Genomic DNA, 23,638 nt, shown 5'->3' with positions numbered 1-23,638 from the left:
CCCATTTCTAGTAAAAATCAATGTATGTTAGTTACGCAGCGGCTTTCCTTTTACCAGCATGTGCTGCATACGCTGCTGTGATTTCGGTTGTGCGACAAGACTCAGGAATGCTTCTCTCTCCAAGTCCAATAGATATTGCTCATCTACTTCGGTACCGAATGGCAGCTTGCCGCCTGCCAGTACAAACGCCAATTTTTTCGCGATTGCCAAATCATGTTGGGATATATAGCCTGAGTGAAGCATTGCTTGAGCTCCAAGAATCAGCGCCGCATATCCAGATTCACCGACAACCGGGATCTTTCTGCGGACTGGAGGAGTGTAGCCGCTTTCACTTAAAGCAAGAGCTGCCTGCTTCGCGTCATATAAAATGTGATCTCCATTGGCACTTACACCATCAGAATTATTCAGGAAATTATTATCCCTTGCCTCGTCACCAGAAGTAGAGACTTTTGCCATTGCTATTGTTTCAAACACTTTATTGGCAACCTTCTGCAGATCAAAGTCAATCCCTTCAGGCATCATATTAAGATGCTTGATATATAATTCTTTGTTTCCGCCTCCGCCAGGGATCAGGCCGACACCAGCTTCTACAAGACCCATGTACGTTTCCATAGATGCCTGGATATGGGCCGCTGGAAGGCATACCTCCGAGCCTCCTCCAAGTGTCATGCCAAATGGTGCCGCCACTACAGGTTTTTTGCTGTATTTGATATTCATCATCGCCTGCTGGAAGTTACGGACAACCATATCAATTTCGAAGATGTTGTCATCCTGCGCTTCCATTAAAATCATTGCGATGTTCGCACCCACACAGAAATTTTTACCTTGATTTCCGATAACGAGTCCTTTGAAATTCTTTTCTACTTCTTCAATAGAGAAGTTGATCATTTGAACGATATCCAGTCCAATGGAGTTGTTTGGTGAATGGAATTCAAGAAGCGCTACTCCATCTCCAATATCGATTAAGCTCGCACCGGAGTTTTTCTTGATCAGGTTCCCTTGCTGCTTCAAAAGCTTTAAATCTATTACTTTTGGGTTTCTCTCAATCTTTTTATATTCACCGTTATGGTAGAAGTACTTTTCTCCATCTTCTTCTTTATAGAAAGAACTATGGCCTGCTTCAAGCATCTCAGTGATCCATGCCGGAACCTCTCTGCCTTCTTCTCTCATCTTGCTTACTGATTTCTCAAGGCCAATGCTGTCCCACGTTTCAAATGGTCCTTGCTGCCAGCCGAAGCCCCATTTCATTGCCTGATCGATCGCAACGATATCATCGGCAATGGTCTCAAGCAGGTCTCCTGAATACAGAAGCACCGGTGAAAGGATGTTCCAAAGGAATGTGCCGGCTTTGTCCTCTGCATAAACAAGCGCTTTCATTTTATTCGAAAGTCCTTTTTCCTGCTTGCTTAATTCAGTCGAAGTTGTTTTTAACTTTTTTCGCGGTCCGTATTCCAATGTTTCGGTATCGAGTTCAAGGATTTCTTTTCCTTGTTTCAAGTAGAAGCCCTGGCCGCTCTTGGATCCAAGCCATCCATTATCCAGCATCTTCTGCATGAAGCCGGGAATCTCAAATACTTTCTTTTCTTCTCCGTCAACCTGGTCATAAACATTTTTCGCCACATGGGCGAAGGTATCCAGCCCTACAACATCGAGGGTACGGAAGGTTGCACTTTTCGGACGTCCGATTGCTGGTCCGGTAATGGAATCCACTTCCCCGACACTTATACCGCTTTTCAACATTTCCTGCAGTGTGATCAACAGGCCGTAAGTTCCGATCCTGTTGGCGATAAAGTTTGGTGTATCTTTTGCAAGGACCACCCCTTTGCCGAGTACATCTTCACCAAATGTTTTAATGAAAGAAAGTACTTCCGGGTCTGTTTTTTCAGTAGGGATGACTTCAAGCAATTTCAGGTAACGCGGAGGGTTAAAGAAGTGAGTTCCCAGGAAGTTCTTCTGGAAATCCTCCGATCTTCCCTCTGACATCGCTTCAATTGAAATCCCGGACGTGTTGGAGCTGATGATGCTGCCTTTCTTTCTATGCTTTTCAACACTTTCAAAAACTTTCTTCTTGATATCCAGGTTTTCAACAACCACTTCAATGATCCAGTCACAATCGCTTAATTTCTCCATATCATCTTCAAAGTTACCTGCTTCAATCAATGCAAGGTTCTTCTTTGAAGTAAGAGGTGCGGGTTTTTGCTTAAGAAGCTTCTTTAGCGCCCCTTCACTCATACGGTTGCGGACGGCTTTATCTTCCAAAGTCAGTCCCTTCGCTTTTTCTGCTTCAGTTAACTCACGCGGTACTATATCCAGCAGCAAGGCAGGTATCCCGATATTCGCCAGATGGGCTGCGATACCCGATCCCATTACTCCAGATCCTAATACTGCTGCTTTTTGAATTTTACGAGCCACTATTTTTCCCCCTTTTACTACTTGAATGAACACTCATTCATTTTCTTCTCAAAAAAAATCACGAATGAGATCTGTTACCTCTAATATATAAGATTTTACAGCAGACTGCAATATCTTAAAGTTTAAAAAATGATAAATTTTCAAAAAATAATCATTTCGCACCTTTTGGTAATTCTAATAGTGGAGGTGATTACTATGGCAAAAAGAAAGAAAAACCCATCCAAGGCAGGCGTCAGCGCGGCTAGTGTAAAAGGTGATGCCGGTCCGACAGTGGAACATGACGGCGGCGGCAAGGTGAACAGCCAAAACAATCAGTACAAAAAATAAAACTTGTTTTCCTGTTCATTTTTAGAGTTCTCGGCGGGATGTCTGCATATGTCTATCAAACTAAATCTCGCATTGAATGGGCAAAACCAAGATTCCTTGAAGTCAGGTCAGGCATCTGGCAGCATTGATTTCACTGAACTTTCATTCGGTGCTGTCAAGTTGAGGTTCTGGCTGGCTGTTTTTTCTCTGGAACCTGCCTAATTATCAGGAAGATCAAAAATTCAAATTACAAATGAATGATCAAAAACAAAACCACCAGTTTAAACTGGTGGTTTGCTCTACGGCTGGAAGCCTTCCTTACCAGCCTCGGCCTAAAAGGCCCAATGAATTATTTTCTCTGGCTATTTATTCCGGCTGAAAAAACGTGGAGAAATAAGCGGAGAAATTCCGCTTATTTAAGTCATCGCGCGAAAAACAGCTCAAATAAGAGAAGAAATTCCGCTTATTTGTATAAAAGATGCGAAAATAGTTCGTTTCGCTGTGCTTAAGCGGAAAAATTCCGCTTATATACCCCAAATCATCTACTATTCTGAAGCTTAACCGGAAAAACTCCGCTTATTTTAGACTTTATTAATCCCAATCAGCAAGGATACCTCCCCTCCTGCTGGAATGGCATGTAGTAATAAGGAACCGGCTTTTTTCTATAGAAAGAGGATGTTCTGCTCTCTGGAACCCCCTGCATAGCCAGGAGTTTTCAAGACCATCAAAAAGACCGCTGCAAGATAGAAATCCAGCAGCGGTCCCGGTCATATATGATTATGCTTAACTCTCAAATTACTTGTTTATTACACCTTTCAGTACAAAAGCGACGTTTGCAGGTCTTTCTGCAAGGCGGCGCATGAAGTAGCCGTACCAATCTGTGCCGTATGGAACATAGACGCGCATTTTATATCCTTCTTTAGCCAGCTCCAGCTGCCGCTCCACTCTAATTCCATAGAGCATCTGGAATTCAAATTGATCGTGGGGGATATTGTACTCCTCTACAATCTGCTTCGTATATTCAATCATTGCATCGTCATGTGTCGCCACAGCGGTGTAGTTGCCATTGAGCAGATGCATCTTAATAATTTTTTTAAAGTTATCGTCGACGTCTTTTTTATCCGGGAAAGCTACAAGAGGCGATTCCTTATATGCCCCTTTAACGAGTCGAAGATTTGGGGAATATTCATTCAGAACTTCCATATCCTTTTCGGTTCTGAACAGATAAGCCTGGATAACCGTACCGACATTGTCATATTCTGATTTCAGCCTCTTGAAAATATCGATGGTCTTGCCGCATCGGGAGTAATCTTCCATATCGATCGTAACAAATACTCCAAACTCCTGGGCCGCTTCAAGGATTCTTCTCATGTTTTTCATAACAATCTCTTCAGAAAGATCGAGACCCATCGATGTCATTTTCAATGAAAGCTGCGAGTCAATCCGCTCCCTGCCGATTGCCTTTACAGCCTCAATGCATTGATCAGCCATCTCATTTGCTTCTGCTTCATTATCAATGAACTCTCCAAGATAATCGATTGTTACGGATAATCCTTGATTATTCAGCCCTTTGATAGCTTCAACAGCGAGGTCGATGGATTCACCGGCAACAAATCGAGCTGCGCCAAAACGCAAACCATATTTTTTCGCTACTTTTGTTAATGGTTTATTCTTGGATAAGAATAAAAAGAAGTTACGCATTACTTGTTCCATGTCATTTACCCCCTGAACATTTGCTTCACTATGAAAGCGGTTTCTTTTTAGATAATCTGGATGGCCGCAATCAAGTGGCTGAGGTGGTCTGCCAGGACTAATCGCCCCTTAAATCGGTTCCATATTTATAAATTTATATTATCACCTTTAACCGTTTTTGAATATAGTTCAAACATTTATTTGAAAAGTTTTATCGATTTTTGTCATTTGTTGTATATGTGTCAGTGTTAGAGGAACAATAACTTTGCTAAATCCAAAGGAGGGAATTCTTATGCAACAGCAGCAAGGCAATCAACAGCAGGGCATCATGCAGCAGCCCCCGCAAGTCTTAACCACCAAAGATTCTATGTACTTAAATGATATGCTTTCTTGGAACTTGCTGGCCATGAAAAAAGCCCATTTTGCAGCAAGTCACTGCCAGGATCCTGAACTCAAAGCGGAAATCGATAAGTGCGGACAGATGCACCAGCGCCATTATGAGCAGATCCTTGCCCACTTGAACCCTGGAAGTGCTCCGCAATCCACAACAACTATGTAGAAAGGAAGTGTGAATAATGAACCAAAATCAATCACAGCAAAAAATTCAAAACCCGCAGACACAAGTATCTGAAACACCGCAAATGAATGACCGCGACCTGGTAAATGATATGCTGAGCATGGAAAAATATATGACTGACTCTTACTGTACGGCATTGAATGAAGCAAGCCATGACGCTCTCTACAATGACCTGCTCACTATCTTCAATGAAACGCAGAACACCCAGCGCAGCCTGTATAACAGCATGTTCAAAAAAGGCTGGTACAAACTTGAGCAGGCAGATGCCCAAAAGCTTCAGCAGTCTTATCAGCAGCACCAGCAATACGCTTCCCAGTTTCCTTATAATAACGTGCATTGATGGAGTGGCTCCTTGTTTTAAAGTGAGCCCTGAAATTTTAGAGTCTACTTGTTATGAACAAAGATAAAGTCAACTATCTTTCCTTAAACAGGAGAAAAGATTGTTGACTTTTTTTGTATTTTTGAAACATTTTCCTGGCGGGGCTGGAAGGGTCCTTTCCATAAAGTCGATAGAAAGACACTGATTCAAGCCAGTGTTCGATGGCACTTATTAAAGTGATTCAGTATTTCAGATAGTAAATAGAGGAAAAAAGTTCCCTTATTTACTAAAAAACACGGGTAAAAGCTAAAATAGGGGAATAAAGTTCCCTTATATAATAGATACACAAAGAAAATTTCGCTTTTTTATCAGATAAGGGTAAAAAGTTCCTCTATTTGCCCCGATATAAACTTGAATTTGCGATTAAGGGAAAAAAGTTCCCTTATTTTTACGGCTGGATACCCAATTAAAGAAATGACAGACCTCTTTCACAATAAGCGGCTGATAGAACCAGAAGATAAAGACCAGGTCAGCTTATTCTTTGCGTCAAAAGTGTGAATCCCGGCCGCGGCCGGGTAATCTAACTGTAAATAAACAATCGTTGATAGAACCTGGGAATTCGTTGATAGGATCTGCAAATTCGTCGATAGACCTTGCATTTTCGTTGATAGGGCCAGCAAGTTCGACGATAGACACACAAAACTCGTTGATAGAGAGATCTGTTACTTCGTTTAGGCCGGCTTCCGAAAAGTGCGCCCCTGACCAAACCGGCTGGCGGCCTCCAACAAAAAGGTAAAAAAAACAAAAAACAGCCGGCTGATAACGGGCCGGCTGCTTCTATTGATCCTTCTTCGCTCGATGTTCTTCATTCAACTCTTTGATTTCAGCAATGATTCTCTTAATTTCTTCCTTGCCTTCCGGGAACTCGGTGTTCCAATGCTTGGCCAGCGGAGGCATGGACTTGGCAATGTAGGTGTAGATGACCCATTTCGTTACCTTATTTTTGAGCTCTGGAGTGGCTTCACCCAAAAGCAGTTCAGTATATTTATCGATCAATGCGTCGAATTGTTCGTCAAAGTTCTCCATTACCTCACTCCTTTCCGCTGTTTCACATTGCAGGTTTGCGGGCATGTGCTGCACCTGAGAGCCTCCCCGCCCCTCAGCTTATAGGAGAAGCAGCAAGTTTTCCTGACACGCAGCACACTGTCCTGTTCTGCTACAAATTGTTTTTCTGAGTGGAATCTGGCAAGCGGGTTTTTCTGATAAGGTCCAAACAGAGCTGCATTACTTTCCTTCAGCAGCCAGCGAAAGTCCTCTTCCATCCTCTCCCGGGCATGTCCAAGCTCTTCTTGATGAATAAGTACTTCGTAAACCCAGAACAGATAAATAGCGACATTTTCCCATGTAATCAGGTCCGAAATGTTTCCAGCCTTCTTCGCCGTTTCAATAAGGGGAAAAAGGTGGTCCCGAAACACTTCCTTTGCCACTTCTTCCCTTTCAGATTCCCTGTCTATAACCTCACTGGCATCTTGATCTTGAAAATAAAATCCAGGCATCCATAGGCCATTTTTTTCTCCATCTGCAAGAAACAGATTATCAGGTGATACATTCAGCCTTTTATTAAAAACCGAGAAAGAAAAAAGCGAAATGACCGCTGAAAAAGCGTACCTCTTAAGCAGCAGCGATGACAGCACTTTTTTATCTTCGCTGCCTATCTTGCCGGAGTACTTTTGAATAAAGGCTTCCATACCCACCCCATTGATCAGTTGACTGGCGGAAATTAATTCGCACTCCTCAGGTCTTTCTGTTAAAAATCGGAAGGACCTCAGCATTTCTTTTTCCTCTGCAGTCAGGGACACTCTGCTCATGCCATTTCAGCTACTTCTTTGATGATACATCTGCCCTTCCCATAAGGAATGCAAAGCGGTGTACCGAACAATGGATCACTCGTCACCTGGCAGTCCATGTCAAATACATTTTTCACAAGGTTACAGCTGATGACTTCCTCAGGCTTTCCTTGAGCAAAAATTTTCTGGTCACGGATGGCCACAATATTATGGGCATAGCGGCAGGCAAGGTTCAGATCATGCAGGACCATGATGATCGTACGCTCTTCTGTTTCATTCAGTTCAAATAATAAATCCAGGATTTCAATTTGATGAGTCATGTCAAGGTACGTGGTGGGCTCATCCAGTAGAATGATATCCGTATCCTGCGCAAGGGTCAGTGCAATCCACGCCCTTTGCCTCTGCCCTCCGGAAAGTTCGTCGACTCTTCTATGCTGAAGCTCCTCCATCTTGGTCGCTTTAAGCGCTTTAGAGACGATTTCTTCGTCTTTTTGAGACCATTGTTTCAGCCACGATTGGTGAGGGTATCTTCCCTGTTTGACCAGCTGGAGCACCGTTAACCCCTCGGGTGCAGTTGGTGATTGTGGAAGAATGGCCAGCTTTCTGGCTACATCCTTTGTAGACAGTTTTGCAATCGCATCACCATCGATGAGCACAGAACCCGTTTGAGGCTTCAGAAGCCTCGCCATTGAGCGAAGGAGTGTGGACTTTCCGCAGCCATTCCCTCCTATGAATACCGTGATTTCACCTTTTGGAATCTCAAGGTCCAATTCATCTATAATTATTCTATCTCCATAACTTAAAGTTAGCGATTCTGTTTGAAGAGATTGTGTCATCCTCGGGTCATCTCCTTTGGTTTGAACTGCTGACGTTCCTTAAATCGTTCTATTATGATTCTAAAGTATTTTTATATAAAAAAGTTATGCATTTTTTGTCTTAAATAGTAAATAGATGAAGTACGGGGCGCCGATAGCGGCAGTGAACACGCCGGCAGGCACTTCCAAGGGTAAAAATAAGGTCCGGCCCACAAGGTCGGCAATCATCACCAGAGTGCCGCCAAGCAAAGCCGCTACTGGCAGCAAAGCACCAAAAGAGGAACCAACCAGACGGCGGGCCATATGTGGTGCCATCAGTCCTACAAATCCTATACCTCCCGCAAATGCAACCGCACCGCCGACTAAACCAGTCGCCAAGGTCAGCAGAATGATCCGCTGTCTCTGGATGTGGCTTCCCACACCAGTGGCAATTTCTTCCCCAAGTTCTTGAATGTTAACGTTCCTTGCCAAAACAAAGGCAATCAAAATCAGGATCAGTGTCCACGGTAACAGAATCTGAACATCTTTCCAATTGGAAGCATTCACTGTACCTGTAATCCAGATATTCGCCTGGCTGGCCCGGAAAATAGGACCTAAAATCATCAGCATGGTAATGATCGCCTGCATGAGAGCTGAGATCCCAATTCCTATCAGTACCAGGCGGACTGGAGATACCCCATTTTTCCAAGCAAGAAAATAAACCAGGAATGCGACCACAGCTGCTCCGGCAAATGCGGCAAGCGGAAGCCACTGGATGCTCACTGTCAGGGCATTATTTTCATCACTGAAAAAGGCCAGAAACCCCACTACTGCCGCGCCTGCTCCACCGGTGATCCCGATGATATCCGGGGAGGCAAGAGGGTTCCTTACCATCCCTTGAAGCAAAGCTCCGGCAATCGCCAAGGACATGCCGGTCAGCAGCGCAATAATGATCCTTGGAAGCCTGAAGGATTGAACGACCAGCTGTTCAAGCTCAGTCCCTCCTCCGAAAAACACCATTAGAACCGTCCAAGGCTGTATGTTCATATCACCAAGGCCAGTACTCAATATAAATATTAAGGCAGTCACAGCCAATAGTAAGAAAATCTTTTTTACTGCTGACAAATCGATTAAGAATGAAAGCTTATCTTTAAAAAATCGTTTGGCAATATATCGTTTCATCCGCTAAAACCCCTTCCTTGCGATGTAAATGAAAAACGGGGCGCCAATAGCGGCGGTCATGACACCAACAGGAACTTCCTGCGGCATAATAATATATCTTGCACCTATATCGGCAGCCAGCAGGAGGATTCCGCCTGTCAAGCCTGCAAAAGGCAGAAGCCACCTATGGTCTACACCAATGATCCTTCTGGCAATATGCGGCACCACAATGCCGACAAAGCCGATAGGACCGGCTATAGCTACCGATCCGCCCGCAAGCAGGACTACGACAATTAATGAAATCAATTTGATCCATCCTGTCTTAAGTCCCAGCCCTCTCGCTACATCTTCTCCCATTGCCAGGACATTCAACTTGTTTCCTATGATAATAGCCAGGACCCAGCCGATGAGAAGATAAGGAAAGACACCATAAAGGATATCAAGGCTCCTGCCTTGTACCGATCCGGCAAGCCAGAAAAGCACCTGCTCCAAAGCCGCTTCATTCAGTACAAGAAATCCTTGTGTAAACGAGGAAAATAACGCTGTGATAGCGGCTCCGGCAAGTGTGAGCTTCATAGGAGTCAACCCTTCTCTTCCCGCAGAACCAATGACATACACCGCTACAGCAGCTATACCCGCACCAAGGAAGGAAAGCCACGTGAAGCTTTGTAAATTTGAGATATTAAAGAGTGTGACAGCAATGACGACCATGAAGCCCGCTCCGGCGTTAATCCCGAAAATACCCGGAGAAGCAAGAGGATTCTTTGTCAATGTCTGCATCAGTACTCCCGAGATGGCCAGCGATGCTCCTACAGCAGCCGGAATGAGAGCCCTCGGCAGCCTGACCGTTTGGATGACAAGATGTTCCGTAGTGTCATCTCCGCTGGTCAGTGCCTGATAGGCCATCTTCCATGTCGTTTCTGTATAGCCATATACAATGCTCATGCCGATGAACAATGCAAAGATTAATAGTGCTGTTAATAAAAGCAATGCCTGCATACCTGATCTTCTCATATATATAACCCTTCTGTTAAAACATTCATTTTTGATTTTAAAAACGGTTTCTCCACTTCCCATTTTAGAGAATAAAAGATTGTCAGTCAATGACTTTGAAAATCATTATCAATTGATGGTTGACTTTGTAATCGTTATCTTCTAATATAGTTTTTGGAAGTAACGCAAATGAAAATCATTATCAACAAATCAGGAGGAATTACATATGCGTCCATTACGTTATTTAATGTCTTTATTCATTCTTGCTTCAATCCTTGTTCTTGCGGCCTGCGGAACAAATAATGAAAACCAAGAGGAAGAAGCGGCTGGCAATGGCAGCGACACAGCTGAAGAAACTACAAGCTATACAGTGGAGCATGCAATGGGTACAACTGAAATCGAAGGAGATCCTGAACGTGTAGTCATCTTGACAAATGAAGGCACTGAGGCCCTTCTTGCGATGGATGTGACACCTGTAGGAGCTGTTCAATCATGGATCGGTGACCCTTGGTATGAGCATATCGCTGATAAAATGGCGGATGTTGAAGTTGTTGGAACTGAAAGTGAGTTAAATATGGAAGCCATCGCAAAATTGGAACCGGATTTAATCATCGGCAACAAAATGCGTCAAGAAGAACAGTACGACAAGCTTAAAGCAATCGCACCGACTGTTTTTGCGGAAACACTGCGCGGCAACTGGAAAGAAAACTTCGAGCTTTACTCAAAAGCTCTTAATAAAGAAGAAAAAGGCCAGGAAGTCATCGCAGAATACGATCAGCGTATTGAAGACCTGAAAGCCGAACTTGGCGATAAATTGGAAATGGAAGTCTCAATGGTACGCTTCATGCCTACAGACGTTCGTATCTACCATAAAGATTCTTTCTCCGGAGTCATTCTGGATCAATTAGGTCTTGCCCGTCCTGAAGGCCAGGATGTAGAGGACTTTGCTGAAACTGGTGTCACCAAAGAACGCATCCCAGCGATGGATGGAGATATCCTTTTCTATTTCGCATACGAAACTGGTGATGGTGAAGGAAATAAAGTGGCTGAAGAGTGGATTAACGACCCGTTGTTCCAAAAACTTGAAGTTGCCCAAGAAGGCAATGTCCACGAAGTAAGTGATCCAATTTGGAACACTGCCGGCGGAGTTATGGCTGCCAATCTGATGCTTGATGATATTGAGAAATACTTTTTAGAACAGTAATGAAAGAAAAAGCCCGTCAGCTGACGGGCTTTTTTCTATGCTGCAAACTTTCCCCTTGCTAAGCTGATGCCTAAGTCTTGCAACTATCAGCGAGCTGCCAAAGCAGATGCTGCCTTGACTGCACTCTGGGTAAGTCCTCTCCCTTTCTTCTTCCTCCCCCATTTTTTTCATAATTCTCCGCAAATCGGAAACACTACCATCAGAGTAATTATAAAAGTGGTGAATGAGATGTTTTCTTTATTTAAACGAAAAAAAGGAACCGACCAAACTAAAAAGAAACGCACACAGGAATCTTTTGAGAAACTTGCACGGAAATCAACTGATTATAAAGAGATTTTCTATTACAACCAGCATACAGGATTGCGTTTTGGGTTGAACTTCTTATCGACTTTGGTTGATGAGGACATATTGCAGAAGGACCTGCTTCCATCTTTACTGGGAAAAAACTTCACCACCTTAGACGACGTGAAGAAGCTTGCTCCCATCATTGACATTCAATTGTCTGAAGATGAAAGCAACATAGAGCAAAAGCTGATGAACGGATATGTTCTCCTCAAAACGGAAAATGAAAAAAACCGTTTTGCGTTCATAGCAGCCCAGAAAGAAGTTGTCCGCCAGGTATCTCAGCCTGAGGTAGAGTTCAGTGTGGTGGGACCAAAAGAGGCATTCGTCGAGTCAATTGACCAAAACTTGAACATGCTTCGAAAGCGGGTCCCTATCAAAGAATTAATCATTGAAGATTTTAATATCGGTCGGATGACTCATACTAAGACTTCCTTATTGTATATTGACGGATTGGCAGACCAGGATAATGTCCAGACGATGCGGCAGAGGTTGAAAGCGATTGATTTTGATCAAATCAATGACAGCTCCTTCATTGAACAGATGATTGCGGATAATGCCAATTCTCCCTTTCCTCAACTTCTGGATACGGAACGGCCTGACCGTGCAGCCTCCGTCCTGGTGGAAGGAAAAGTGGTCGTTCTTTCAGACGGCTCGCCGCATGCATTGATCGGGCCTACCACTCTCGTTGAATTTTTCAGTGCGTATGAAGATTACTTTTTAAACTATATCGTCGCTTCCTTTTTCCGGCTGGTCCGTGTATTTGCGGTTGCCTTTTCCATCTTAATTACACCTGTTTATGTAGCTGCGCTGACTTATCACTATGAATTGATTCCTAAAGACCTGATGGCCACCCTGATCACTTCACGCCAGGAAATCCCGCTTCCTCCCATACTGGAAGCCTTGTTTCTTGAGTTGACGATAGAACTGCTCAGGGAGGCAGGAGCCCGCCTCCCGACCAAGGTCGGCCAGACAATTGGTATCGTAGGAGGAATCGTTATCGGAACAGCTTCTGTAGAAGCCGGTCTGACCAGTAATGTTTTGCTTATCCTGGTTGCCCTTGCAGCACTAGCATCATTTACAACACCAGTTTATAAAATGGGCAACACTATCAGGATCCTGCGTTTTCCATTTTTGTTATTTGCCCAAATTTGGGGAATGCTCGGTATCGTCTTTTGTTTTTGCATTCTGATGACTCATCTCATAAAACTGACTTCCCTTGGCCGCCCGTTCCTTGAACCCTTGTATCCTCCGAGGCTGTATGACCTGAAGGATGCGATTATCCGCTTTCCTTTTCATACTCAAAGTAAGCGGCCAGCTTTCATGCGGACCAAGAAACCAAGCAGATTCAAACCTGAAGAGGGACGGAAGAAACTCGATATTGATGAATAATTGGCGGAGGTTTTGCTATGCAGTCTGTTCATGTTCCTGAAAATAGAAAAATATCGCCATTTATCGTACTCTTCCTCATCCACTCTGTCCAGGTCGGCGTCGGTGTATTGGGCTACCAGAGAATCATTGCTAAAAGCGCTGGATATGATGCCTGGGTTTCCGTTATCATTGCCGGACTGTTAACCAATGGCATCGTATTCCTGATTTTTAAAATTGTACAGACCGGCGGCGGAGATCTTATTGAAGCCAATCGAACTGCGTTTGGAAAGTGGATTGGTAAAGCAGTTGACGGAGTGTATATTATCTATTTCTCTTTGATTGCTGTGACGGTCTGCCGCACGTATGTGGAAGTCGTACAAGTATGGATGTACCCCCGCCTGGCCGCCTGGACTTTCGCCATCCCCTTCTTCCTGCTCGTCGTCTATGTTGTGACTGGAGGATTTAGGGCCGTAGCGGGGGTTGCTTTTTTTGGAACTGTACTGCCGGCCTACCTTGTGTTGACATTCGGATTCACTTTCCCATTTTCCGATTTCAGAAATCTGCTTCCCATCTGGGACCATACCCTTCTAGATATAGTTAAGTCTACACGGGATATGACCCTGAGCTTTCTGGGTTATGAAACTCTCCTGATTTTTTATCCATATCTTAAGGATGGAAGCAAGTCAAAAAAGTGGGCCCATGGCGGACTCCTTATCACTACCGGTTTTTTTACTATTTTAACTCTGATAAGCTTTGCTTTCTTCAGCGAAGGACAGCTTGAAAAAACAGTCTGGGCGACGCTTTCAATGTGGAAGATTGTTCAAATGCCCTTTGTCGAACGCTTCGAATATATCGGGATTGCCAACTGGTGCTTAATCATCCTGCCGAATGTATGTATCGCTTTATGGTGCGGAAGCCGAATAGCGAAGAGGTCATTTAAGTTCAATCAGAGAAAGACATTGATTATCCTTTCCGTGATTTGCGTCATAGCTGTTAGTTTTATAAAAGACCGCGCCCAAATCAATTTATTAAATGATATTACCAGCAAAGTCGGTTTTTATTTGAACTTTGTTTACCTGCCGTTTCTTCTCTTCATGATCTATCTAATGAAGAAGGTGAGAAAAAAACAATGAAAAAATTCAAATTACTGATGATTGGCCTGCTCATCCTTTTATCTGGATGTGTGGAGCGGGAAATCCTGGATGACCTTAACATTGAAACAGCGAAAGGGTACGATACGGCGGGCGAAGATTTAATCAGAGGCACCTCTTTGTACCCAAGATATTCTGCAGATAAACAAATTGAAAATGTCACTCTGACAGCAGAAGCTAAATCAACCAGGGAAGTACTGAACTTACTAGAAAAGAAATCTGATCAGCCTCTAGTAAGGGGAAGCTTGGAAAACGTCCTGATTTCTGAAGAGATGGCCCAAAGAGGGATGCTTCATATAGCGGACTCCCTTCAGCGTGACGCGAGCGTTGGAGCAAGAGTCATGCTCCTGGTCAGTGATGGGCCCGCAGAGGAGATTTTAAAAGGAGATTTCGGCAATAAAGGGACTTCAGATTACATCAGCACTCTCGTCAATCACAATATCCGGCGCGGCGATTTGGCAAAGTCCAACTTACACTTATTTTTGTTCACCTTTTTTCAAGAAGGGCACACCCCCTACTTGCCTATAATTCAGCAGGACGATGATAAAACATTGGACCTTACGGGAGTAGCACTCTTTAAAAAGGATAAAATGATCGACAGGATAAACAAAGAGGATATGTTTTATTTTAAGCTCCTTGCTGATAAATACAGCGAAGGTAACCAAGTCGTCAAACTTTCGGATAAAGGCATCAGCCTAAAAGACAGTATAGAGGCATCCGTGACCAGCCTGAAATCTAAACATAAAATCCGGATAGAGCATAACGCAAGCCCTGTAAAGATCAATGTCATCATTGAGATCGAGGGAATCATAAAAGAGTATACAGGGAAAAGACTATCTCCTGATAAAATAAAAAAGGTTCAGGAAAAAATGGAGCAGGATATTGAAACTCGATGCCTGAAGATGCTGAAAAACTTTCAAGAAAAAGGTATAGACCCAGTGGGGTTCGGACAGCGCCAAAAGCACGGTGTCCGAAAAATGGACTTCAAAAAGTGGGAGGAAGAGGAATATCCTCAGGCTGATATAAATGTTAAGGCTGATGTCCTTATCCTGGAATCAGGTACTGTGGAATAAGGCCGCCGTCCCTTTCTCAGAGGGGATGGTGTTCATCTAACCACTGAACCGCTTCATTTATGCATTTATGGTAGAATGCTGCCTTTTCAGGAGGCAGCTTTTTCACACTATCCTTCATGATAGACAAGCCGGTCAGAACCAAACGGGTATCGATTTCCCTGGATATCAATACATTATGAAGCCATTTAACATGATCCATGAACAGCTCGGGTGCTTGGAGCTTGTAGGCTGTTTGCAAGTGAAGAAAATGTTTCTGCAGATCAGAGAATGTCTGGCTGCGCCCTTTCTCTCCAAACTTCTCTAGAATCTCAGGATGTTTTAAAAAAACGTTCTGTGCAATTTCAGACACCAACTCATCGATGAGTTCATGCTGCTCAAGAATACGGGCTTGGTACATCGAATCCCTCCTTGTACTGCTTGTTTTCTTTATTTTAGCATAATGTAAAAGTCAAATGTTAGTGTGCAGGAAGTGGGTTTAGATTATTAATATCGTTAAGAATTCTTTGAGACCCTTTGGTTAATACATGTACTTGGAAAAGGCGTTTAGGAAGATCTTTGAGGCCTATTCGCTGGGAAATTCGCTTTTTATGGGTGTCCAGTAAGATCCTTGAAACCCTTTAAACGCGAAATCCGTTCTTTATGGGTGTCTAGGAAGACCTTTGAGACCCATTCGCTGGGAAATCCACTCTTGATGGGCGTCTATAAAGCTTCTTGAGACCCTCTAAATGGGAAATCAGCTCTTTAAGGGTGTCTAGAAAGCTCCTTGAGACCCTTTACACGGGAAATCCGCTCTTTATGGGTGTCTAGAAGGATCCATGAGGCCCATTAAACCGGTAATCTGCTCTTTATGGGCGTCTAGGTAGCTCCTTGAGACCCTTTACACGGGAAATCCGCTCTTTATGGGTGTCTAGAGGGATCCTTGAGACCTTTTAAACCGGAAATCCGCTCTTTATGGGCGTCTAGACTCACCCTTGAGACCCTTAAAACCGGAAATCTGCTCTTTATGGGCGTCTAGACAGATCCTTGAGGCCCATTAAACCGGTAATTCGCTCTTTATGGGCGTCTAGAATGATCCTTGAGACCCTTAAAACCGGAAATCCGCTCTTCATGGGCGTCTAGATGGATCCTTGAGGCCCATTAAACCGGAAATCCACTCTTTATGGGTCTCTAGAATCACCCTTGAGACCCATTCGCTTGGAAATCTGCTCTTAATGGGCGTCTAGAAAACTTATAGAGCCCAAGAGGAATAGACCTGAGAAAGCTTTTTTCAAAACGGAACTTTCTCTCACTTCATTTCCAAACACACAGAAATTCATACGCTTGGTGTGCGGCGGTTAGTCTCTTCCCTATCATCTTATAAATAAAGCTTCGGGCTTGGCGTATGGCCTCCCCCCTAAGCACAAAATTTTACGAAAAGATCCTCACTGCAATACAATAATACTAAATAGAGGAGGTCACTTATATGCAATCCATTCAAAATAAAGAAACCTTTCAGGAGCTTATCTCCGGGTCTCAGCCGATTATTATCAAGTTCTTCGCAGACTGGTGTCCAGACTGCACAAGGATGAATATGTTCATTGATGAAATTATTGAAGAAAACAGCGAGTATAAGTGGTATGAACTGAACAAGGATGAACTGCCTGAAATCGCAGACCGCTATGATGTAATGGGAATCCCCAGTCTGCTGATTTTTAAAGACGGTGAGAAAACAGCACATCTCCACAGTGCCAACGCCAAAACACCTGATCAAGTAAGAGAGTTCCTGCAAAATAATAAATAAGCAGACAGAGCAGCTTCTTAGAGAGGCTGCTCTTCAATTTAAGCTCTTTTCGTAAACTTTGCTGCTATATGTTACTAATTTCGAAAAAGAGACCTTAATTCACCGGAATAACCTGGTTAACATGAAAAGAAAAGAGCTGCTATCCCCGATTAGAGAGAGAACCCTTAGTATAGTACCCGGGGAAAAATCAGGCTCCTAGGATTTTTCCGCAAGCAACAATTATGTTAAAACAGCCATTTATAAAGCGCCGCCCCGTTTATCAATTACTTTCCGCTGCCCAGAGCCGCACTTCCAACTATGCTTTACTCAGCCTCTGCCCAAGAATAAACTAAGCCTTAAAGAGCACACTATTGCTGTAGGAAAAAAACTTCAAAGAGGTGTTCAACTTGACGAAGAAATATAACAAGGGAAGTATGAACCAAAACTCACCGCGTGCCGGACACAACCAGGCAGAATTCTCACGTGAAATTGCTGCAGGAGATAACAGCAAAGGAAACAAACATAACAAAGACCAAAATGATAAAACGGATAGAGATTGACATGAAAGATAATATTCATATTGACGAAGAAGCAACCAGAGCCAACATGAAGATCCAGGAGGATTTCTACAGAGATAAAGACAACATCCAGGAAGAAGTCGTTCCTTCCTACGCTTACAATAATGCTCCGGCCATTCGGATCAGCGGGGATGATGAATAGAAATCCTTTAAAGAACAAAAGCAAAATTAAATGCAAAAGGAGTTTCGCCCCTCGGGGAGAAACTCCTTAAACATTTTATTAAAGTGTCCATTGAGAGCTCTTAGTAAACAAAAGCAGCTCCAACAATAATCAGCAAAATAAACAATACTACGATTAGCGCGAAACCGCCGCCGTAACCGTAGCCGCCACCGCCGCCATAGCCGTAGCCGCCGCATCCGTATCCATACATAATCAGACACCTCCAGAATGATTATTGAGCTTTCATCACTCAATAATATCCTATGAAGGTTCCGGGAAAATGTTTAGGCGGACCCAGCCCAATCTTGAGTACCTATTATCCTGTTAATATATCTTCCTTCGGATAGCTGATTTTGTCATTACCCGGCTTGGCCAGTGAAAATGCAAGTGTAAGAGGACCAAGCTTACCGACGAACATAACAAAGATGATGATTCCTTTTCCAAACTCGGTCAAGTTCCCTGTAAGCCCCATAGATAATCCCACGGTACCAAAGGCTGATACCACTTCAAAAAGGATATGGATAAAAGGTACCCCTTTTTCCGACATGGAAAGGAGAAACATCGCCGTGAAAACGAGTACGACACTGATCATTGATATGGCCAGAGACTTATAAATATATGTCTCTGCAATTCTGCGGCGAAAAATAAAAATCTCTTTTCTTTGTTTTAAAAAAGCAATAACAGCAAAGGTAATGACCAGGAAAGTCGTCAGCTTAATGCCTCCTCCTGTTGAAGCACTTCCTGCCCCAATAAACATCAGGAGAATTGTGAAAATTATCGTTGAATCTTCCATGCTGCCGATGTCCAATGAATTAAATCCAGCGGTTCGAGGTGTTACAGCCTGAAAATAGGCTCCAAGAATTTTATCCATTGCCGGCAGGTTTGCGAGAGTCTTAGGATTATTGAATTCCAGAGCAAAGATGATAAGTATGGCTGCTACGTTGATGACCAGAGTACCTAACAGCATGAGCTTTGTATGGAGAGACAGTTTCTGCAGCTTCTTCGAATACCACAGATCCGTTAAGACAGTAAAACCGATTCCCCCTAGAATGAACAGGCCGGAAATGACAAAGTTCACTAAAGGATTCCCTACGTATCCCATTAGACTGTCTGACCAAATGGAAAACCCGGCGTTATTAAAGGCTGAAATAGAATGGAACAAGCTATAATAAAGACCATCTTTCCAACCATATTCCGGGACCCATTCAGCTGCAAGGAGAATCATTGCGAAACCCTCTACTATAAAAGAAAACACGAATAAATGTTTTACAAGCCTGATGACTCCGCCCAGAGAGGTTTGGTTAAGCGCCTGCTGAACGATCAGCCGCTCCTTGAATCCTATTTTTTTACCAAGCATGAGATAGATCAGCATGGCGAAGGACATAATCCCGAGCCCGCCGACTTGAATAAGACCCATGATGACCACTTGACCGAATGTGGTATAGGCTGTACCCGTATCAACAACCGCCAAGCCTGTAACAGTCATTGCCGAAGTGGAAGTGAATAAAGCATCAAGCCACGAGACACTTTCCGTTGTGGCAAAAGGCAGTTTCAATAACGCTGCTCCAAGCATAATAAAAAATATAAAGACTACTAAAAGAAGCTGCGGCGGACTAAGCTGTATCGATGTCCTCCTTAGTTTTGAGGCCCTTCTTCCCACAATTAGATCCCCTCTTTTTCAAATCTGTTAAGGTCGCGGTTATCACCAATCACAATTAACAAATCGTCTTTCTGGATTACCTCATCGGCAGCAGGCGATACGATAATATCTTCCCCTCTTTGAATCGCAATAATGTTACAGCCGAAACGGGCACGAACATCCAGGTCGATCAGAGTTTTATTGGATACCTTGTTCGACGCCACAAGTTCCACAATACTATGTTCTTTTGATAACTCGATATAATCAATGACTTTCTCAGAAGTTATATGATGGGCAATCCTTCTCGCCATATCCCTCTCTGGATGAATGACTTTATCTGCTCCGATTTTATCAAGGACCTTTTGATGGTAAGTGCTGGACGCTTTTACCCACACTTCTTTTACTCCAAGATCTTTTAGGAGAAGCGTCGTCAGTATACTGGCTTCGATATTCTCTCCAAAAGAAACGATGACATGATCGAAGTTCCTCAGGCCTAGCTCCCTGATAACATTTTCATCCATGGCATTTGCCCGGACAGCATGTTCTGCTACATCACGATACTTTTCCACTACTTCTTCATTAATATCAATCGCCAGCACATCGGCTCCCATCTCGCCCAGTTCCCTGACAAGATTTCCGCCGAAGCGCCCCAGACCGATTACCGCAAATTGCTTTTTCATCAATAATTCCTCCAATGACCTGATGTTAATTAGAATAACCTCTGCTGTTCGTTTTCATTAGGTTCTTTTCTTGCCGGGCTTCTGTTAAAAATCCACAACAAAAAGACCACCAGGAAATAAGCCTGTGGTCAGAACACAAGATATCTCCTTCACAACGCTTACGAGGTTAGCTGACGGATTCGGGTCATGAAAGTTAACCCTACCTTTAAAAAAACCTAAAGGACTCACCCCAAAAGAATGGTTCCCCCGCTCAAAATGATTCAGCGATTATTCTATTACGAGAGATATCTTACTCCTCCATTTTCAAAAAGTAAAGAGCTTTTTTTAAGCTTCTTTTCCTAGTCATATTGATGCTGAGAATGGGAGAATTCAGCCTCTATCAACGCTTAACGGCAACGCTGCATTTTCAACCCTTCTCACACATCAAAAAACTCTAGTATGTAACGAGGACACTTGAAAAAGTCCAACAAAATTACAAAATCGTACCTTTCATTAAGTACCCAGCGGGGAAAATAAGGGAATTTTTTTCCTCTAATTACTATCCAAAAAACTGAACCCCATTGATAAATACCACCGGCCACTTCAACAATCAGCACCTTTCCTTAGATCTGTTGAAGAAGGACCCTTCCAGCCCCAACAGGCAAATGTTCCAAAAAGGATCAACGGATTCTAAAGCTAATGAAGTAAAGAGGGCAGCAGATACATTGCTTTCAAAGAAAAAAGTCAACTTCCCTTCCTAATTTAGTAAGGATAGTTGACTTTTTCTTTGTTCATACCCAGTAGATTCTAAAATTCGTTAGTTTTCAGGCTCTCGTATTTAACTCAAGGTTTTGTCTTCCTATATAAACAGCAGCAAACTCAAGGCCATCACAGCCATACCTGCGATCAAGCCATATATCGGTAAATGTGTTTCATCATATTTCTTTGCCGCAGGAAGAAGTTCATCCAAGGAGATGAATACCATGATTCCTGCTACAGCTGCAAAAATGACCCCAAACATGACATCATTTAGGAATGGCATCAAAATCAAGAAAGCGACTACTGCCCCGACCGGTTCTGACAAACCTGACAAAAAAGACAATTTGAATGCTTTCTTTCTGTCCCCAGTGGCAAAATAAATCGGCACAGCAACAGCAATTCCCTCGGGAATATTATGAATGGCAATCGCAACTGCAATGGCAATTCCCAGACCAGGATCCTGCAGGGCAGATGTAAAAGTGGCAATTCCCTCTGGAAAGTTATGAATCGCAATCGCTAAGGCTGTAAAGGTACCCATTTTTAATAAAGCCGGGTCGCCAATCGCTTTTCTAGGACCGCTCATCTCCTCCACTTTCTTCAATTCATGGGGATTTCCTTGTTTCGGAATCAACTTATCGATCAGGGCAATCAACAGCATACCGGCAAAGAAACTGATGACGGTAATCCAGTTTCCAAGGTCCCAGCCCAGGGAACCTGTCAATGCATCCTTAGCTTTCACAAAAATTTCGACCATTGATACATAGATCATGACACCTGCCGAGAATCCTAAAGACACTGACAAAAATCGGGTGTTAGTTGATGAAGTAAAGAAGGCCAGAAGACTTCCTATTCCGGTTGCAAGTCCTGCCATCAACGTTAGCCCAAAAGCAAGCAGCAGATTTCCATCCATTTTCATTCTCCTCTTTTCTCTGTGAATTTCAATGTTGTTAGCTTCCCCATTCTATATTTATTGTTAGGTGGTGTTCTTATAAAGTTTCTATTAGATTGGTTATAAGAGAAGGAATACCATGTTCATCTGTATAACCTTCGATGATATGGTTTAAACAACAAAAGTTTCCTTTGGCAAACATTTTACTCCACATACAACTTCTTAGTCAAACTTTTTCTAATATTTGAGCACGTATCCTTCAAACCTAAAGTTTCCCTGTGCCAACATTATATAAATCTCGTGTGATGTTTGTTACACGCATGCTTAAAAAAATTAAAAAACTGAACCATTCCAGGAATGATTCAGTCATTTAATAAAGGCTTACTCACTTTGCTTCCTTCTAGGTTTATATCGATTTGGATCACGTTCCGGCAGTGGTTCTTTCCGTATCATCTTGAGGAAAGCATACATGATCATGAAGATGATAACGGTGAATGGCAGTGCTGATATGAGCGATGCGGTCTGCAAAGCACCCAGTCCGCCGGCGAGCAGCAGGACAGCGGCAATCGCAGCCATCAGTACACCCCAGATAATTTTGACCAGGGTAGAAGGGGTAAGACTTCCGCCTGTTGTCATACTCGCCAGTATATAGGTGGCAGAATCCGCCGAAGTGACAAGGAACGTAAAGATAAGCAGGATTGACAGAACCGACAGGATTTCCGTGAACGGCAAATGAGCATACGTTTCAAACAGAGCTACAGTAACATCATTATTTACTGCCTCAGCAATAGCTGTTCCATTGTTCAAATCACTGTAAAGCGCTGTACCTCCGAACACTGCAATCCATAGACAGGCAATCAATGGCGGGATGATCAAGACCCCCAGAATAAACTCGCGGATCGTCCTTCCTTTTGATACACGTGCTACAAACGCACCAACAAAAGGTGACCAAGCAATTGCCCATGCCCAGTAAAAGATTGTCCAATCCCTGACCCAGGTTCCTCCTTTATAAGGTGTCAGCCTCAAACTGTATTCAACAAAATGATTCAGATAATCACCTAAACCAAGGGTGAAAGTATTCAAAATGAATACTGTAGGCCCTGCAAAGAAGACAAAAACCAATAGCACAAGGCAGAGACCGAGGTTCAAGTTACTCAGCCACTTGATTCCTTTATTAAGTCCCGTACTTGAAGACAATAAATAAAGCACAAGGAGAATCCCCATGATCAATAGCTGAACACCGCCAGAGTTCGGTACGCCAAAAACACTCTTCAAGCCTCCATTCATCTGGAGCACACCCAGACCAAGGGACGTCGCGATCCCCATAACTGTCGCGATGACAGCGAAAGAATCAATTGTATTCTTGACTCCTTTTCTCTTGGAGGTAACCGATTCAACAGCGGTAGAAATCAGGCCGTCCCTCCCTTTTCTAAATTGCAGGAACCCGATCATAAGGCCGACCAGAGTGAAGACAGACCATTGGCTTATGCCCCAGTGAAAGAAAGCATATCCTGTTGCCACTCTGGCTGTACCTTCTGTCATAGGCTCCATCGATTGAAATGGCGGCGTGAAGAAATGGCTCATTGGTTCTGCCACTCCCCAGAAAACCAGGCCGGCTCCAAAACCAGCAGAAAACAACATTCCTACCCATGTAAAGAAGGGGTACTCCGGTCTCGAATCCTGAGGTCCAAGACGTACTTTTCCATATTTACTGATGGCGATGATAATGAGGAAAATTGAAAAGATGAAAACGGCCAGGAGGTAAAACCATCCAAAGTTTGTGGTAGTGAATAAAAAGAGTGTTTCTGCCACTTCCCCGAATTTTACAGGGAGGAGGGCTCCCAATAAGACCAGGGCAAAAACCGCTACTGCAGAAACGATAAAAACGGGGTTCTTAATCGGACTGAAATTCATGACTTTAATTCCTTTCTATGTAACGCTGTCTTGATGAAA

23 protein-coding genes, 1 pseudogene and 1 riboswitch are annotated in these 23,638 nt (G+C 43.4%); of the genes and pseudogenes, 11 read left to right on the top strand and 13 right to left on the bottom strand.

All coding sequences use genetic code 11. The features are described 5' to 3' along the window. Window positions 1-27: 27 nt before the first annotated feature. Window positions 28-2,412: a 3-hydroxyacyl-CoA dehydrogenase/enoyl-CoA hydratase family protein gene (locus FZC79_RS08650; RefSeq protein WP_148946399.1), complete on the bottom strand. Its 2,385-nt coding sequence runs from the start codon at window positions 2,410-2,412 to the stop codon at window positions 28-30. A gap of 195 nt (window positions 2,413-2,607) precedes the next feature. Between FZC79_RS08650 and FZC79_RS08645 the strand changes: the two genes are divergently transcribed. Both FZC79_RS08645 and FZC79_RS23050 read left to right on the top strand, forming a co-directional pair. Then, a complete protein-coding gene (locus FZC79_RS08645; RefSeq protein WP_148941484.1) occupies window positions 2,608-2,739 on the top strand; it encodes a YuzL family protein in 132 nt (43 codons plus the stop codon). Between the two features lie 48 nt (window positions 2,740-2,787). After that, complete coding sequence (locus FZC79_RS23050) at window positions 2,788-2,940, top strand: hypothetical protein (RefSeq protein ID WP_187442699.1); 153 nt, start codon at window positions 2,788-2,790, stop codon at window positions 2,938-2,940. A gap of 573 nt (window positions 2,941-3,513) precedes the next feature. Here FZC79_RS23050 and FZC79_RS08640 read toward each other — a convergent pair. Next, window positions 3,514-4,431, bottom strand: coding sequence for a proline dehydrogenase family protein (locus tag FZC79_RS08640; RefSeq protein ID WP_148941483.1), 918 nt, complete (start codon window positions 4,429-4,431; stop codon window positions 3,514-3,516). Window positions 4,432-4,702: 271 nt separating this feature from the next. Between FZC79_RS08640 and FZC79_RS08635 the strand changes: the two genes are divergently transcribed. Together FZC79_RS08635 and FZC79_RS08630 are read left to right on the top strand one after the other, a co-directional pair. Next, window positions 4,703-4,969, top strand: a complete 267-nt coding sequence (locus FZC79_RS08635; RefSeq protein WP_148946398.1) for a hypothetical protein — start codon at window positions 4,703-4,705, stop codon at window positions 4,967-4,969. A 16-nt stretch (window positions 4,970-4,985) separates the two neighbouring features. Continuing rightward, on the top strand, window positions 4,986-5,327 hold the full coding sequence (locus FZC79_RS08630; protein WP_148946397.1) for a spore coat protein: 342 nt from the start codon (window positions 4,986-4,988) through the stop codon (window positions 5,325-5,327). 816 nt (window positions 5,328-6,143) lie between these two features. On the opposite strand, the gene FZC79_RS08625 is transcribed toward FZC79_RS08630, so the two are convergent. The 5 genes from FZC79_RS08625 to FZC79_RS08605 all read right to left on the bottom strand — a co-directional run bounded on the left by FZC79_RS08625 (window position 6,144) and on the right by FZC79_RS08605 (window position 10,107). Further along, entirely contained in the window at window positions 6,144-6,392 is a 249-nt protein-coding gene (locus FZC79_RS08625; RefSeq protein ID WP_148946396.1) for a DUF2573 family protein, read from the bottom strand. Continuing rightward, window positions 6,392-7,174, bottom strand: a complete 783-nt coding sequence (locus FZC79_RS08620) for an IucA/IucC family C-terminal-domain containing protein (protein ID WP_148946395.1) — start codon at window positions 7,172-7,174, stop codon at window positions 6,392-6,394. Before FZC79_RS08620 ends, FZC79_RS08625 begins: the two co-directional genes overlap by 1 nt. Further along, complete coding sequence (locus FZC79_RS08615; protein ID WP_148946394.1) at window positions 7,171-7,989, bottom strand: ABC transporter ATP-binding protein; 819 nt, start codon at window positions 7,987-7,989, stop codon at window positions 7,171-7,173. Before FZC79_RS08615 ends, FZC79_RS08620 begins: the two co-directional genes overlap by 4 nt. An 84-nt stretch (window positions 7,990-8,073) precedes the next feature. Beyond that, window positions 8,074-9,129, bottom strand: coding sequence for a FecCD family ABC transporter permease (locus FZC79_RS08610; RefSeq protein WP_148946393.1), 1,056 nt, complete (start codon window positions 9,127-9,129; stop codon window positions 8,074-8,076). A 3-nt stretch (window positions 9,130-9,132) separates the two neighbouring features. Continuing rightward, a complete protein-coding gene (locus FZC79_RS08605) occupies window positions 9,133-10,107 on the bottom strand; it encodes a FecCD family ABC transporter permease (RefSeq protein WP_435873935.1) in 975 nt (324 codons plus the stop codon). Between the two features lie 220 nt (window positions 10,108-10,327). On the opposite strand from FZC79_RS08605, the gene FZC79_RS08600 reads away from it, so the two are divergent. The 4 genes from FZC79_RS08600 (at window position 10,328) to FZC79_RS08585 (ending at window position 15,242) form a co-directional block, all read left to right on the top strand. Continuing rightward, window positions 10,328-11,305 carry an ABC transporter substrate-binding protein gene (locus FZC79_RS08600; RefSeq protein ID WP_148946391.1) on the top strand — a complete coding sequence of 326 codons (978 nt, stop codon included), beginning with the start codon at window positions 10,328-10,330 and terminating at the stop codon, window positions 11,303-11,305. Window positions 11,306-11,533: 228 nt separating this feature from the next. Next, window positions 11,534-13,039 (top strand): spore germination protein, encoded by a 1,506-nt coding sequence (locus tag FZC79_RS08595; RefSeq protein WP_148946390.1) that lies wholly within the window; start codon window positions 11,534-11,536, stop codon window positions 13,037-13,039. Between the two features lie 17 nt (window positions 13,040-13,056). Next, the gene (locus tag FZC79_RS08590; RefSeq protein WP_148946389.1) at window positions 13,057-14,151 is read left to right on the top strand and encodes a GerAB/ArcD/ProY family transporter; all 1,095 of its coding nucleotides are present in this window, start codon (window positions 13,057-13,059) and stop codon (window positions 14,149-14,151) included. After that, window positions 14,148-15,242 carry a Ger(x)C family spore germination protein gene (locus FZC79_RS08585; RefSeq protein ID WP_148946388.1) on the top strand — a complete coding sequence of 365 codons (1,095 nt, stop codon included), beginning with the start codon at window positions 14,148-14,150 and terminating at the stop codon, window positions 15,240-15,242. The genes FZC79_RS08590 and FZC79_RS08585 overlap by 4 nt, the downstream gene beginning before the upstream one ends. Before the next feature lie 16 nt (window positions 15,243-15,258). Here the strand turns inward: FZC79_RS08585 and FZC79_RS08580 are convergent, their stop codons facing one another. Continuing rightward, window positions 15,259-15,639: a hypothetical protein gene (locus FZC79_RS08580; protein WP_148946387.1), complete on the bottom strand. Its 381-nt coding sequence runs from the start codon at window positions 15,637-15,639 to the stop codon at window positions 15,259-15,261. Window positions 15,640-16,704: 1,065 nt separating this feature from the next. Here FZC79_RS08580 and FZC79_RS08575 point away from each other — a divergent pair. The 3 genes from FZC79_RS08575 to FZC79_RS23040 all read left to right on the top strand — a co-directional run bounded on the left by FZC79_RS08575 (window position 16,705) and on the right by FZC79_RS23040 (window position 17,721). Then, window positions 16,705-17,022 (top strand): thioredoxin family protein, encoded by a 318-nt coding sequence (locus tag FZC79_RS08575; protein ID WP_148946386.1) that lies wholly within the window; start codon window positions 16,705-16,707, stop codon window positions 17,020-17,022. Between the two features lie 386 nt (window positions 17,023-17,408). Then, window positions 17,409-17,561 carry a hypothetical protein gene (locus FZC79_RS23045; RefSeq protein ID WP_187442698.1) on the top strand — a complete coding sequence of 51 codons (153 nt, stop codon included), beginning with the start codon at window positions 17,409-17,411 and terminating at the stop codon, window positions 17,559-17,561. Window position 17,562: 1 nt separating this feature from the next. After that, window positions 17,563-17,721: a hypothetical protein gene (locus FZC79_RS23040; RefSeq protein WP_187442697.1), complete on the top strand. Its 159-nt coding sequence runs from the start codon at window positions 17,563-17,565 to the stop codon at window positions 17,719-17,721. Window positions 17,722-17,821: 100 nt separating this feature from the next. On the opposite strand, the pseudogene FZC79_RS23830 reads toward FZC79_RS23040, so the two are convergent. From FZC79_RS23830 to FZC79_RS08550, 5 genes and pseudogenes are all read right to left on the bottom strand, one after another. Further along, a pseudogene (locus FZC79_RS23830) lies at window positions 17,822-17,899 on the bottom strand (YjcZ family sporulation protein); the annotation flags it as partial. A gap of 156 nt (window positions 17,900-18,055) precedes the next feature. Continuing rightward, complete coding sequence (locus FZC79_RS08565; protein ID WP_252183287.1) at window positions 18,056-19,399, bottom strand: TrkH family potassium uptake protein; 1,344 nt, start codon at window positions 19,397-19,399, stop codon at window positions 18,056-18,058. Between the two features lie 2 nt (window positions 19,400-19,401). Beyond that, the gene (locus FZC79_RS08560) at window positions 19,402-20,058 is read right to left on the bottom strand and encodes a potassium channel family protein (RefSeq protein ID WP_148946384.1); all 657 of its coding nucleotides are present in this window, start codon (window positions 20,056-20,058) and stop codon (window positions 19,402-19,404) included. A 140-nt stretch (window positions 20,059-20,198) separates the two neighbouring features. After that, window positions 20,199-20,334, bottom strand: a riboswitch (cyclic di-AMP (ydaO/yuaA leader). A gap of 562 nt (window positions 20,335-20,896) precedes the next feature. Next, a complete protein-coding gene (gene zupT, locus FZC79_RS08555) occupies window positions 20,897-21,706 on the bottom strand; it encodes a zinc transporter ZupT (RefSeq protein ID WP_148946383.1) in 810 nt (269 codons plus the stop codon). A gap of 360 nt (window positions 21,707-22,066) precedes the next feature. Further along, a complete protein-coding gene (locus FZC79_RS08550; protein WP_148946382.1) occupies window positions 22,067-23,599 on the bottom strand; it encodes a BCCT family transporter in 1,533 nt (510 codons plus the stop codon). Window positions 23,600-23,638: the final 39 nt, after the last annotated feature.

The organism is Rossellomorea vietnamensis, assembly GCF_008180615.1.
Taxonomy (GTDB): Bacteria; Bacillota; Bacilli; order Bacillales; family Bacillaceae_B; genus Rossellomorea; species Rossellomorea vietnamensis_D.
The sequence above is the reverse complement of the archived record's forward strand: the minus strand, read 5'-3'. Positions and strand labels throughout refer to the sequence as shown.

What these genes read in the sequence shown, in the direction of transcription:
- FZC79_RS08645 (WP_148941484.1), top strand. Translation starts at nt 2,608, where the DNA reads ATGGCAAAAAGAAAGAAAAACCCATCCAAGGCAGGCGTCAGCGCGGCT.
- FZC79_RS23050 (WP_187442699.1), top strand. Translation starts at nt 2,788, where the DNA reads ATGTCTATCAAACTAAATCTCGCATTGAATGGGCAAAACCAAGATTCC.
- FZC79_RS08640 (WP_148941483.1), bottom strand. Translation starts at nt 4,431, where the DNA reads ATGGAACAAGTAATGCGTAACTTCTTTTTATTCTTATCCAAGAATAAA.
- FZC79_RS08635 (WP_148946398.1), top strand. Translation starts at nt 4,703, where the DNA reads ATGCAACAGCAGCAAGGCAATCAACAGCAGGGCATCATGCAGCAGCCC.
- FZC79_RS08630 (WP_148946397.1), top strand. Translation starts at nt 4,986, where the DNA reads ATGAACCAAAATCAATCACAGCAAAAAATTCAAAACCCGCAGACACAA.
- FZC79_RS08625 (WP_148946396.1), bottom strand. Translation starts at nt 6,392, where the DNA reads ATGGAGAACTTTGACGAACAATTCGACGCATTGATCGATAAATATACT.
- FZC79_RS08620 (WP_148946395.1), bottom strand. Translation starts at nt 7,174, where the DNA reads ATGAGCAGAGTGTCCCTGACTGCAGAGGAAAAAGAAATGCTGAGGTCC.
- FZC79_RS08615 (WP_148946394.1), bottom strand. Translation starts at nt 7,989, where the DNA reads ATGACACAATCTCTTCAAACAGAATCGCTAACTTTAAGTTATGGAGAT.
- FZC79_RS08610 (WP_148946393.1), bottom strand. Translation starts at nt 9,129, where the DNA reads ATGAAACGATATATTGCCAAACGATTTTTTAAAGATAAGCTTTCATTC.
- FZC79_RS08605 (WP_435873935.1), bottom strand. Translation starts at nt 10,107, where the DNA reads ATGCAGGCATTGCTTTTATTAACAGCACTATTAATCTTTGCATTGTTC.
- FZC79_RS08600 (WP_148946391.1), top strand. Translation starts at nt 10,328, where the DNA reads ATGCGTCCATTACGTTATTTAATGTCTTTATTCATTCTTGCTTCAATC.
- FZC79_RS08595 (WP_148946390.1), top strand. Translation starts at nt 11,534, where the DNA reads ATGTTTTCTTTATTTAAACGAAAAAAAGGAACCGACCAAACTAAAAAG.
- FZC79_RS08590 (WP_148946389.1), top strand. Translation starts at nt 13,057, where the DNA reads ATGCAGTCTGTTCATGTTCCTGAAAATAGAAAAATATCGCCATTTATC.
- FZC79_RS08585 (WP_148946388.1), top strand. Translation starts at nt 14,148, where the DNA reads ATGAAAAAATTCAAATTACTGATGATTGGCCTGCTCATCCTTTTATCT.
- FZC79_RS08580 (WP_148946387.1), bottom strand. Translation starts at nt 15,639, where the DNA reads ATGTACCAAGCCCGTATTCTTGAGCAGCATGAACTCATCGATGAGTTG.
- FZC79_RS08575 (WP_148946386.1), top strand. Translation starts at nt 16,705, where the DNA reads ATGCAATCCATTCAAAATAAAGAAACCTTTCAGGAGCTTATCTCCGGG.
- FZC79_RS23040 (WP_187442697.1), top strand. Translation starts at nt 17,563, where the DNA reads ATGAAAGATAATATTCATATTGACGAAGAAGCAACCAGAGCCAACATG.
- FZC79_RS08560 (WP_148946384.1), bottom strand. Translation starts at nt 20,058, where the DNA reads ATGAAAAAGCAATTTGCGGTAATCGGTCTGGGGCGCTTCGGCGGAAAT.
- zupT (WP_148946383.1), bottom strand. Translation starts at nt 21,706, where the DNA reads ATGGATGGAAATCTGCTGCTTGCTTTTGGGCTAACGTTGATGGCAGGA.
- FZC79_RS08550 (WP_148946382.1), bottom strand. Translation starts at nt 23,599, where the DNA reads ATGAATTTCAGTCCGATTAAGAACCCCGTTTTTATCGTTTCTGCAGTA.